An 11,578-nucleotide genomic window follows, 5' to 3' on the forward strand; every position below is an offset into this window, starting at 1 on the left:
AAACCTACATATGTATTGGCTGGGTTACGGGAAACTACGGTTAGAAACGATAAAAAAGACGCTGCCTCATTCGGGCAGCGTCTTCTCGCATCCAGCTCAACCTTGATTTTGTTCCCATCGAGCCACTTCTTCTCTGACACGAGGCGCTACTTCTGTTCCGAACAGCCGTATCGCTTCCATAACCTCTTCGTGAGGCATAGTGCCATGCGGCATATGCAGCATAAATCGCTTAACCCCTACGTGCTTACGGAGCTCGATAATTTTTTGGGCTACCGTCTCGGGATCGCCAACATAGAGAGCACCCTCAGGGCTGCAAGCCGCGTCGTAATTCGCTCTCGTGTACGGAGGCGCTCCTTTTTCCTTCGCTCTCACATTCGTTCTTGCAAATGTGGACGGGAAGAATGTCTCGATCGCTTGCTTCTGCTCCTTCGCGATAAACCCATGAGAATGCGAAGCAATCGTCAGACGGTTTACATCGTGACCTGCTTCCGCAGCAGCTTTCTTGTATAGTTCAGCCTGAGATGCATAATCAAGCGGCTTCACTGGTCCGATGATCGCCAAAACGAATGGAAGTCCCATTTTCCCTGCTCTGACCGCGGATTCCGGACTTCCTGCGCTTCCAATCCACACTGGCAAATGCTCCTGCACAGGACGCGGATAGATGCCTAGTTCATGAATCGCAGGGCGATGCTTCCCGCTCCAGCTTACCTTCTCCGACTTCTGAATCTGCAGCAACAAATCCAGCTTCTCATCGAACAGTTCTTCATAATCGTTCAGATCACAACCGAACAAAGGGAATGATTCCAGAAACGAACCACGACCAACCATAATTTCTGCACGACCATTAGAGAGGCCATCCACAGTTGCAAAGTCTTGAAATACACGCACAGGATCGGTAGACGACAGGATCGTCACTGCGCTTGTAAGCCGAATTCTTGTCGTCTGAGTTGCTGCTGCAGCTAATACAACCGCAGGAGAGGATGCCGCAAAGTCCGGACGATGATGCTCCCCTATCCCATATACATCCAGCCCTACCTGATCTGCGAGGATCATCTCCTCGACCACCTGCCGCAGCCGTTCTGCGTGGCTAATCGTGATTCCGGTATTCACATCAGGCGTAGTCTCAACAAACGTGCTTATACCTAGTTCCACTATCCATTTCCTCTTTTCCATTGATGTTCGTGTCGATGTTCATGTTCATATTTACGCACATAGTAGACGGTATATTAATTTATCACTTATTTTCATGATTTCATAGGTTGGAAATGGGATTTCCATTTATTCTCTGTATATAAAAAAGAAATTAAGTTCCATCGTACATGGAACCCTGAATGGCAGCGGCACTATATTCATGAAGAAACGCAGCATCGTTAAGTTTTATGATGACAGAACTATAATGCTGATCAGACGTCAGATTGCCCCTCCCTAATTTCCCATGCGATTCACGTTCTGGTGTCATTTACCGATACATGATAAGGAAGCTTTTATGAATCCATCATGTTGGAGTGAGAAAATGACCAATCAAACGACGGAATACTGCCCGGAATGCGGGCACAAAATGGAATCCGTGCCGGGGTATGTTACCTGGTGCGAGGAATGCAATTGGAACATCGATCCGGACTGGCGCCCCATCTCTTCACTAGGCCTTGTGGAACGGCTCAATTACCGCATGGGAGTCAAAAAATCACAGCTATTGCTTGAGGAGAATCTGCATACCGATCGGATTACGTATCCCTTAACCTGGCGTAAAGCGCTCGCTTATTTGTTAGCCGGAAGTATCCTTGCAGGTACCTTCAGCCTACCGATTATTGCGGTGTATTGGTTTTTTTATAGCAATTCGTTATTGCTTACTATGCTTGCCATTGTCCCGTTTCTACTATTCACCGACTTAATGCTGCCCTCCAGGTGGAGACTGTCGGGCCAGCCTCTGCGGCGGGAGGAATATCCCGGATTGTATCGTCTCGCCGATGACATTGCCGCAGCTGTTCAAGCACCGCCGATCGACGAGATTCGGATGACGAATTCATACAATGCGTACTTTACCAAGTTCGGCCGGCGCCGAACCAAGATCATCGGGATTGGAGTACCTCTATTTTCGGCATTGAGCCTATCGGAGAAGATCGCAATCCTCGCCCACGAGACCGCGCATCATGCGCATAAGGATGTGACCCGTTCCTGGTTTATCGTGTCAGCGAGGCGAATTATGGCTTCGTGGTACGAGTTCGTATATCCATACTGCGAAGAAGGAGAAGTGCTCAGGCCTATATCCACACCGATGCGATATGCCCAGTTGCAGCTGGCCAATCTGATTTTCATCCTGTATTACGGCCTTGGTATTACGGTCTGGGATGAGAGCCAGCGCGCCGAGTATTTGGCCGACCGAGTCGCGGGCGAGATTGCAGGAACAGATGCCGCATGCTCGGCCTTAAGCAAATCTCACTTCGCTCCCGTATTCTGGCTGACGGCTGAACAAATCGCACGCTACCGCTTTAATTCGGATTTGTTCGGGGAATTCCGCCAAAAGATGGAGCATGTCCCCGCAAGCGAGCAGAAACGAATCCAACGGATTCGCGATTCCATCACTGTACAATTGGATTCCACTCATCCGCCGACACCGTACAGATTACAGAGTCTACAGCATCATCAAGTACTGACACCGCGATATGTGCCTGACAGCAACCTGAAAAATCAGCTGGAAGAAGAGTTCGCACGCCTGGAGGAAATAAGCCAGCGCTACTTGCTGAATGATATTCGGGCGGCGTTATGATGGAGCTCGCTATGAGTAGATAATAGTAAACAGATATCTCAGCCCTTTCGATTTCTATGAGGAAGCCAAAGGGCTCTGTTCCCAGCTGCCACCCGTTATCAACGTCCTTGCACTGATCTCTCCTTCGAACTACAATCGAAAGAGCATCCGTACTCTTTACACTACTAGATTGAGAGAAGGTCCATCTATGAATGACAAGAGCAAAGAGCTATTGCAGCAAGCCTATATACATGCCAATGAGCTATCCAGACACCCTGTCCTCTCTCACTACTGGAATCAATGTTCACTTGTTGTAAAGGGCAGTGTATCCCGCGGCAATTGCGATCAGTATTCGGATATTGATTTTGTATTCTTCTGTGACGAAGATATTCGGCAAGCGATTATCCGCGGATATCGGGAAGCAGGCCTAAGCACGACAGAGGATGGCGCATTCCAGCCGATTGGAGATTGGGATGGCCATTATCACTTTGAGCCGTTCTCAGTATTGGAAGGATATTTCGAGGAGAATAACTATCCGCAAGTGTGGGAATTCCAGCAGGCGATCCCTATTCATGATCCTGAGTCTCGATTCAGGCATACAATTGCGCAGCAATCTGCGCACTTCTTGTCCAATCCGATCAAGGTTATCAAGCCTCTTTACCTCAGCTTGCAGTTTACGCTCGATTGGATGCGGCATCCGTTGAAGCGCGGCGATGCGATTTCCACTAGTCTGCACTGCTCCAAGATTGTAAGGGAGCTATGTCAGCTGTCCTATATTTTGGATGGAAAGAGCTATCCACATGATAAGTGGCTGTCTACTTTTTTATCAACTACCCGCTTCGGCAGCTTGCAGGAAGAACGGATTGTATCCTATTTAAGCGTGATACCAACTGGGGGGGCGATTACTCCTCATATGGAGCTGAATGAATATCCATGCTATCAGCGAGCATGGGAGATGATTGACTCCGTGATTCGTTTTATCCGCGAGCACTATGGGGATTATCCATGGATTGACGAATGGTACTTATATGGGTAGTTTGTACCTTACCAAGTGGTATACCCAGTTGTTGTATTGATGTCTACAGGGTCTAAAGAGTCGACAGCAGTTTGAGGATGTACGTACTACTCCGCCATCGACTCTTTCCTCTGCTTCTGAGTAGGTACTGTAGAGGTAGAAGTAGAAGCGAACAATCGTTTTTTTTGATAATCTAGCAAATACACATCTAATTCCTGACTAATCCTCACAACCTCATCATCTTTGAAATCGTTCTTTTCATTGACAATCGAAATAAGTTGCTTTTTAAGTCGTTCGATTTTCTCAAGCATTTGAAGATCATGGGGGCAGTGAAGATAACACAATATGAATCACCTCGCATAATCGGTGTGTAAATGAAGAACATCCCGAATGCTGATTGCAAATCTAGCAACCTACTAACCTTCTCCATGTTGTCTACTCTATCGATGACGCTCATATATTTCGTTTCTTCTTATACGTTGAATATATGTAAAATGTTTCCTGAAAAATAAATGAATTTCGATTTTCAGATACATTCCCTCCATGAGCATCGTTTGCTCCATACAGCAAAAAGACATCGACAGTATCCTTGCTTTGCCGATGCCCTCTACTTCGATTTTCCCGAAATCAATTACTTTTTATCCACATGAAGCAATACCTTCGGATGCACGCTGTACGTGTCTGAAATGCTCTCATCTGAAATGACACCCAGTTGTATCAAGCTCTTTATCTTCGCAGTATCCGGCTTGGACAGCAAGCGCCATACTTCCGGGTCAGGCAGAGCCGCATACAGCTTGGCATCATCATATTGTCTATACTGTTGCTGAACCAGCTTCACATGGTAATTGCCCACGTCTATCTCTGACTCTCCCTGCTCTTCACAGTATTGAATAATATCGCTTCGCAGCGCCGACAGCTCATCCTCAATTTCCTTTTGCTGCTGCTTCAGCTTATAATATCTCTTTATCTTCTCATTCTCGATCATTGGATCACGCTCCCTCCTTGCACTGTATGCAGGGTGAAGCCGATCTAAGACCGTGTAACCCGGAAAGCGTAAAATTCGATTCGCACACAAGGGAAGACAATCTGTTCGTTCCCCTCAATACTTTGCGCTATCTATTCTGTCTGCTAAACTGACACTTCACTTGCCTTCATCCTTCCACCACCAGACTCGCCCAAACCTCCTTCATCTTCATAACCCCATAAATTATGTCGTCTTCAGACATTCGAGGGAAATAAAAGTACGCACCATACTGATTCATACCTTCACCAGTTTCTTCCTGAATGCAGGTATCAGACCAGTAAATGCCTTCTTCCGAGCACTTTGTACGAAACGTGACATATTGCTCTATGCTGCCTCGCCACCATCCGAAAATGCTTAATCCGGCATCCGCTTCGATCCAATGGAACAAATGCGATACATGTGCCGTCAACAGATCCTGCAGCAGCTTGAACTTCTTCCCATACACCCGCTTCATTCTTCGTAGATGCCGTTCATATTGGCCATTGTGCATCCAAGAAGCCAACGTGCGCTGCTCCAGCAAGTTGCTCGGATTCGGCTCGAATACCCCCTTCGCTTTAGCGAACACGGAGACGAGCGATGTCGGCACAACCGCAAAACCGATGCGCATATGTGGGAGCAGCGTGTTGCTGAAGCTTCCGATATAGATGACTCGACCCTCACTATCTAACACTTTCAACGGCTCCAGCGATTTGCCCCGATGACGGAACACGCTGTCATAATCGTCTTCTAGAATGAGCGCATTGTTCTCCGAAGCCCAAGCGAGCAGTTGCTGACGGCGCTCCATTGTCAACACAGCCCCTGTCGGAAACTGGCGGTTAGGCGTCACAAGAAGCAGCTTAGCCTGCCAATCATGCGGTATTATCCCCTGTCCATCAATAGGTGCATGAACACAGCTCGCCCCTAGCGTCTGGAAGATATGTATGGCTCCCGTATATCCCGGATTCTCAACAACTACGCGATCCCCAGGATTAATGAACAACTGTGCCGTCAAAGCGAGTGCCTGCTTCGAACCATTGAACACAATCACCTGACTCGGATCAGCAGCTATGCCCCGTGCTCGTCTTATATATTGGGCAATACTGTCTCTAAGCCTATCATCGCCTAATGTGGACACCAATCGGTTCATTCGGTCACTGCTGTGCAGCAATCTGGCCTGCGCATACAAGCTGCGATTCCACTCTTTATCCGGAAACCATTGTGTACCAGAACCGAACTCTTTGAAATTCGCTACTCTCAAGCCGGCCTTGATGCGCATTCCGCTATTTTCATCCCGCCGTTCCTCGATCTCCTTCAGACGCATCCCCCAGTCGGACAATACGTTCAGCTCTTGACAGGGAGTATCAGTTCCTCTCTTGGTTGAGGGCTGGAACGCAACAAAGGTTCCCTTTCCCACCCCGCTTGAAATATAACCTTCAGCAGACAACATATCGTACACCTCATTGACAGTTCCCCGAGATAGCCCGAACAGGGCAGCCATTTCCCGGCTCGATGGCAGTCTTGTATCCTTTACAAATACTTGTGCGGCAATGGAATCTCGGATGGCATGATATAGTGCGAGGCGTTTGGATGGATATTGATCCAGATAGGAATGGTAAGGAATGTGGAATTGCATAAACTCATCCTCCGTCACCAATGGTCTAGTAAAACTAATCTAAATTGGATCTTTTTCATTGTCAATTCGTGAGGTAAGCTAAATACTACACAAACAAGATCGAATGGAGTAATCGGAGGAGGTCTTTGTTAATGCGAAGAAAAGAATTCGAAGTCATGGACACAGTGGAAACCGAGCAATTTATGCAAGAAATGAGCTTTGGCATTCTCGGGACGATCAATGAGGATGGATGGCCAGAGCTTACCCCGCTTAATTTTGTATATCACAACGGCTTTATTTATTTTCACGGCAGCGTATCAGGACGCAAGATGAAGAACATCAAGGCAGATCAGCGTGTTACATTCTCTGTGGCGAAGGAGTACGCAATCATTCCCTCCTATTTCACTGAAGCGAAGCTGGCCTGCCCTGCAACAGCCTTCTTCAAATCGGTTCTGATCAAAGGCCATGCGGAAAAGGTGTCGGATCTAACAGAGAAAGCGGAAGCATTGACCGCCTTTATGCAGAAGCTTCAGCCAGAGGGAGGCTATGCTCCGATTGATCCGGAGGATCCAGACTATACGGGTCAGATCAAAAGCACCTCCGTTGTCCGCATCAACGTGCATGAGTTATCAGCCAAGTATAAATTCGGGCAAAATATGAAAGAAGAGAAATTTGAAATCGTGTCGAATGGTCTGCTGGAACGAGATAAAGACTTAGACAAGGAAACCGTAGCCATGATGGAAGCACTCTGTCCGTATCATCGGATGAATGACGGCGATTAGATGACGAATTCTAATACGAAGTAAGACACTAGAAATAAAGCCCTGTTGGATTTTATGTAAAATGGAAGTCTTCGCGACACCATTTGTACAGAATAAACCAACAGGGCTATTCACAATTTTTCATTATTAGAGTGCACAGCTTCAAGATGATTTATCAGTGGGTGTCTAACAGCCAACGACTAGAAGAGATAGATGTGTAGTAGTTTTTTCTATTGGGAACTCGATACGGTCGTATCTAGAAGTGGAAAATCAACATAATGGTACATCAAACCGCGCGCCAGTCCGGCCCTTGCTGCGATATCACCAACCTCGGCAGCTGAATATCCTTTATCTGCATACACAAGCATGGCTGCTTGCAATATTTCTTGTTTTCGCTGTTTTCGAATTTCTTCGTCCTGTTCCTTTGTACGTGGAGACAAGAGTAACCCTCTCTTCATTACCATTCATGTCATCCAAAGTTATACAAGTATTCATAATAACCATCAACGTAGAGGATGTTTCCAAGAGTGGCTTCTTTAGACGTAGGAAACGAACATATTAGAATAATACCTTTGACGCTTCCTTGGTAAAAGGAAGCAGCTCATCCACTCTTCCATCACGTATTTTTGCAGCCCATGCGGGATCGGCGAGCAAAGCCCGGCCTATCGCTACCAAATCAAATTCATCTTGCTCAAGTCTCTCGATCAAGCCGTCAATGTTTACATTCTGGGCCCCTTTACCCTCCGCAAAGAAACTTAAAAATTCACTGTCTAATCCCACAGAGCCTACAGTTATGACAGGTTTTCCTGTAATCTTCTTCGTCCATCCAGCTAAATTAAGAGAAGAACCTTCGAATTCAGGTTCCCAAAAACGTCGAGTCGAGCAATGAAATACATCTACCCCTGCATCTACCAATGGAGATAAAAATTGAGCCAGCTCATCTGGTGTATAGGCCAATTTAGCCGTAAAGGGTCTTATTTTCCATTGAGAGAAACGGAATATGATCGGGAAGTCTGGACCAACGGCATCTCTGCAAGCTTTCACAATCTCAACTGCAAAACGCGTCCGTTCTACGATCCCGCCTCCATACTCGTCCTTTCGTTGATTCGTTTGTTCCCAGAAAAATTGGTCGATAAGATAACCATGTGCCCCATGGAGCTCAATACCGTCAAAACCAAGTCTTTGCGCATCTGCTGCACCTTGAGCAAATGCATCCACTACCATGTCAATTTCGTTCTTCGTCATCGGTTCATTCACCTTCAAGCCATCAGCTGTTATACCCGATGGGCCAATAGGCAAAGCCTCTGGATTCGGCGCTTGCCCAACTGCGCGCTGGGTTCCGACATGCCATAGCTGTGGAATAATTCTTCCCCCTGCCTTATGTACCGACTGAACGATCCTAGACCAGCCATCTAGGGCGTCTTCTCCATAAAATCTCGGAATATTCGGGTGTGACGCTGCTGCAGGATGATTAATGACTGTACCTTCCGTTATAATAAGCCCAACACCATTCTCTGCACGACGTCTATAGTACGACTCCACATTCTCCCCTGGGATACCCTCTGGAGAGAACATGCGCGTCATAGGCGCCATGACAATGCGATTGCTCAGTTCTAGTGGGCCAATCGAGAAAGGTTTAAACAAAGCTTCAACTGATGGGGTTTGCTTCATGCTTTTCCTCCTTTTTTCTTTGAAATATACTGCTTGAAATATACTGCCTTTTATCATTATACAATATTTCACATTTAAACTTGACCACGATGGATCCATTTTGTCCACATCATCGGATACAGGATAAAGCCATATCATCTTAGGCCCTTCACGACTTCATTCATGTTTATTCTTCCTTAGCTCTATCAGACGACAACACCTCCGACTCAAGGAGTATCGGAGGTGCTTCGTGTTTGATATTTTACACTTGCTCGACAATGACAGCGACGCCGTGGCCGCCGCCGACACACAAGGTGGCGAGCCCAGTGGCTGCTTGCCTGCGCTTCATGGCATGCAACAGCGTCACGAGGATACGCGCGCCGCTGGCGCCAATCGGATGCCCGAGTGCAATGGCGCCGCCGTTCACATTGACGATCGCTGGATCGATCCCAAGCTCATTGATGACGGCAATCGATTGGGCGGCGAAAGCTTCATTTATTTCCGCCAGGTCAATATCCGCCAGCGACATGCCCGCCTTCTTTACCGCCGCCTGCGCGGCTGATACAGGGCCCATGCCCATAAAGGCTGGATCCACGCCGGTGCAGGCATAGCCGCGGACGCGCGCCAGCACGGACAGCCCAAGCTGCTTCGCCATACGCCTAGAGCAGACCACTAGCGCTGCCGCCCCATCGTTAATGCCGGAAGCATTTCCGGCTGTTACCGTGCCGTCTGGCTGGAATGCAGGCTTGAGTCGGGCCAGGGCAGCAGCCGTCACATCAGGACGGAAATGCTCATCGGCTTCAATTGTCGCCAGCCCCTTCTTGGTTCGAATCTCCACCGGCACGATTTCAGCGGAGAACTCACTGCGCTCCCATGCCTCGCGAGCCCGCTGTTGACTCGTCAGAGCGAAGGCATCTTGCTCTTCTCTCGCAATGCCATATTTCGCCGCAATATTTTCCGCAGTTTTGCCCATATGAATGTCACATATCGAGCAGGTAAGTCCGTCTTTGAGGATGCTGTCCTCAATTACCCCATTCCCAAGCCGGTATCCCGTTCTGCCTTGCGCCAATACATAAGGTGCAAGCGACATATTTTCCATGCCGCCCGCGACAATGAGATCCGCATCATCAGCCTTGATGGCCTGCGCAGCCATAATGACCGCCTTCAAACCTGAGCCGCATATTTTATTAATCGTGACGGCCGGCACCTCACAGGGAAGCCCTGCCTTCATTGCGGCCAGACGTGCTGGCCCTTGGCCGCTGCCCGCCTGCAGTACATTGCCCATAATCACTTCGTGCACTGATCCCGGCTGTACCCCGGCTCGCCCCAGTGCTTCTGCGATAACCCGCGCTCCCAGTTCAACAGCCGGTACTTCGCTCAATCCGCCCATGAACGCACCGATCGGCGTTCGCACAGCGCTTGCAATTACAACGTCCGACAGACCGTCACCCCCATCTGCAATGCATTATTTAGTCACTGATAGTCACCGATAGTCACTGATAGTCACTGATAGACATTGATATCCACTGATAACCATCAATAGTCACTAATATGCAATAGATAATCATTCAAGTCATCGCTATGCAAACATAGCTCGTTATATCCCAATACCAACCGTTCGAACATAGGTCAGCAATAAAGAAGCGCCCGATTGGTCAAACCGATTTGACGCAAGGACCAAGAATATGCCGAAGCGCCTCGATGAACACCTGATTTTCCTGCTCCGTTCCTATGGATACACGAATCGTATCTGGATAGCCGAGCAAACTGCCCGCGCGCACCACCACGCCCCGCTCCAGTAACGAGCGGAATACATCGTCACCAGAACAATTCAGCTTCACCATCAGGAAGTTGGCGTGCGATGGATAGCAGGACAAACCCAACTGCTTCAATTCCGCAACCAGCTTGGTTCTCTCCGCCTCATTCCGCCGGGCACAGTCTTCGGCGAACGTCGTATCGTCCAGTGAGGCAAGAGCCGCAGCTTGCGCCATTCGATTCGAATTGAACGGCTCCTTTACCTTGATCAGCTCCTGCACGATGCTCGGATGCATCATACCGTAGCCTGCTCGCAGCGCAGCTAAGCCATAAATCTTAGAGAACGTACGCAAGATGACCAGATTTGGATAGCTGGCAAGCAGAGGTATGGTCTGTAAGTTGTCCGGGTCGGACACATACTCGTAATATGCCTCGTCGATGACCAGCAAAATATGTCGTGGTACCTGTTCGATGAAGGCAAGCAGCTCGCTTCGCCCCACAATTGTCCCTGTTGGATTGTTCGGGTTGCATATGAAGATCATCTTCGTCCTGCTGCCGATCGCCTTCAGCATGCCGTCCAGATCATGAACGCCCTCGATGAGCGGCACCGCAACGGGAACGCCTCCCTCAATACGAACGTTCGTATCGTAACGAGGGAATGTGACATCGGCCATGATCGCCTCGTCCCCTGCGGCGATATAACTCCGCGTTAGTAAACGGATAATTTCGTCGGAACCATTGCCGACAATGAAATATTCAGGCTCCACGCCCAGATGAGCTGACAGCTTCGCCGCCAATTCGGGAGCGGTTCCTTCCGGATACAAGGCGCACTTCTCCATTTCGCGTACAATAGCCTGGGCGGCCAATTCCGAACAGCCGTACGGATTTTCATTGGACGCGAGCTTGATGATCTCCGTAAGGCCGAACTCCCTTTTTACCTCTTCAATCGGTTTTCCAGGCACGTACACGCCGAGCGGCTCGATTTCTTTTCTTGTCGGGATCTTGACAGACACTTGCATACACGCTCCTCCTTAGC

11 protein-coding genes are annotated in these 11,578 nt (G+C 48.5%); 3 read left to right on the top strand and 8 right to left on the bottom strand.

The genetic code is table 11. From position 1 onward, the window contains the following. Positions 1–96: 96 nt before the first annotated feature. Positions 97–1,152, bottom strand: a complete 1,056-nt coding sequence (locus RQP50_RS12760; RefSeq protein ID WP_315745670.1) for an LLM class flavin-dependent oxidoreductase — start codon at positions 1,150–1,152, stop codon at positions 97–99. Between the two features lie 361 nt (positions 1,153–1,513). Here RQP50_RS12760 and RQP50_RS12765 point away from each other — a divergent pair, with 361 nt between their 5' ends. Both RQP50_RS12765 and RQP50_RS12770 read left to right on the top strand, forming a co-directional pair. Then, positions 1,514–2,767, top strand: a complete 1,254-nt coding sequence (locus RQP50_RS12765; RefSeq protein WP_315745671.1) for a M48 family metallopeptidase — start codon at positions 1,514–1,516, stop codon at positions 2,765–2,767. 187 nt (positions 2,768–2,954) lie between these two features. Then, on the top strand, positions 2,955–3,782 hold the full coding sequence (locus RQP50_RS12770; protein WP_315745672.1) for a hypothetical protein: 828 nt from the start codon (positions 2,955–2,957) through the stop codon (positions 3,780–3,782). Positions 3,783–3,868: 86 nt separating this feature from the next. Here RQP50_RS12770 and RQP50_RS12775 read toward each other — a convergent pair whose 3' ends face one another. From RQP50_RS12775 to pdxR, 3 genes are all read right to left on the bottom strand, one after another. After that, entirely contained in the window at positions 3,869–4,072 is a 204-nt protein-coding gene (locus RQP50_RS12775) for an aspartyl-phosphate phosphatase Spo0E family protein (RefSeq protein ID WP_315745673.1), read from the bottom strand. 320 nt (positions 4,073–4,392) lie between these two features. After that, on the bottom strand, positions 4,393–4,746 hold the full coding sequence (locus RQP50_RS12780; RefSeq protein WP_315745674.1) for a hypothetical protein: 354 nt from the start codon (positions 4,744–4,746) through the stop codon (positions 4,393–4,395). A 166-nt stretch (positions 4,747–4,912) separates the two neighbouring features. Further along, positions 4,913–6,397 (bottom strand): MocR-like pyridoxine biosynthesis transcription factor PdxR, encoded by a 1,485-nt coding sequence (gene pdxR / locus RQP50_RS12785; protein WP_315745675.1) that lies wholly within the window; start codon positions 6,395–6,397, stop codon positions 4,913–4,915. 131 nt (positions 6,398–6,528) lie between these two features. Here pdxR and RQP50_RS12790 point away from each other — a divergent pair, with 131 nt between their 5' ends. Continuing rightward, positions 6,529–7,158 (top strand): pyridoxamine 5'-phosphate oxidase family protein, encoded by a 630-nt coding sequence (locus tag RQP50_RS12790; RefSeq protein ID WP_072730447.1) that lies wholly within the window; start codon positions 6,529–6,531, stop codon positions 7,156–7,158. Between the two features lie 209 nt (positions 7,159–7,367). Here RQP50_RS12790 and RQP50_RS12795 read toward each other — a convergent pair whose 3' ends face one another. From RQP50_RS12795 to hisC, 4 genes are all read right to left on the bottom strand, one after another. Then, positions 7,368–7,577 carry a TetR/AcrR family transcriptional regulator gene (locus RQP50_RS12795; RefSeq protein WP_227774885.1) on the bottom strand — a complete coding sequence of 70 codons (210 nt, stop codon included), beginning with the start codon at positions 7,575–7,577 and terminating at the stop codon, positions 7,368–7,370. A gap of 118 nt (positions 7,578–7,695) precedes the next feature. Next, a complete protein-coding gene (locus RQP50_RS12800) occupies positions 7,696–8,808 on the bottom strand; it encodes an NADH:flavin oxidoreductase (protein ID WP_315745676.1) in 1,113 nt (370 codons plus the stop codon). 241 nt (positions 8,809–9,049) lie between these two features. Beyond that, complete coding sequence (locus tag RQP50_RS12805; protein ID WP_315745755.1) at positions 9,050–10,228, bottom strand: acetyl-CoA C-acetyltransferase; 1,179 nt, start codon at positions 10,226–10,228, stop codon at positions 9,050–9,052. A gap of 214 nt (positions 10,229–10,442) precedes the next feature. After that, on the bottom strand, positions 10,443–11,561 hold the full coding sequence (gene hisC / locus RQP50_RS12810; protein WP_072730444.1) for a histidinol-phosphate transaminase: 1,119 nt from the start codon (positions 11,559–11,561) through the stop codon (positions 10,443–10,445). Positions 11,562–11,578 lie beyond the last annotated feature (17 nt).

It is taken from the genome of Paenibacillus suaedae (genome assembly GCF_032337355.1).
Classification (GTDB): domain Bacteria; phylum Bacillota; class Bacilli; order Paenibacillales; family Paenibacillaceae; genus Paenibacillus_B; species Paenibacillus_B suaedae.

Bases quoted from the DNA above. Each gene is read 5' to 3' on its own strand.
- RQP50_RS12765 (WP_315745671.1), top strand. From the start codon at position 1,514: ATGACCAATCAAACGACGGAATACTGCCCGGAATGCGGGCACAAAATG.
- RQP50_RS12800 (WP_315745676.1), bottom strand. From the start codon at position 8,808: ATGAAGCAAACCCCATCAGTTGAAGCTTTGTTTAAACCTTTCTCGATT.
- pdxR (WP_315745675.1), bottom strand. From the start codon at position 6,397: ATGCAATTCCACATTCCTTACCATTCCTATCTGGATCAATATCCATCC.
- RQP50_RS12770 (WP_315745672.1), top strand. From the start codon at position 2,955: ATGAATGACAAGAGCAAAGAGCTATTGCAGCAAGCCTATATACATGCC.
- RQP50_RS12780 (WP_315745674.1), bottom strand. From the start codon at position 4,746: ATGATCGAGAATGAGAAGATAAAGAGATATTATAAGCTGAAGCAGCAG.
- hisC (WP_072730444.1), bottom strand. From the start codon at position 11,561: ATGCAAGTGTCTGTCAAGATCCCGACAAGAAAAGAAATCGAGCCGCTC.
- RQP50_RS12775 (WP_315745673.1), bottom strand. From the start codon at position 4,072: ATGCTTGAGAAAATCGAACGACTTAAAAAGCAACTTATTTCGATTGTC.
- RQP50_RS12790 (WP_072730447.1), top strand. From the start codon at position 6,529: ATGCGAAGAAAAGAATTCGAAGTCATGGACACAGTGGAAACCGAGCAA.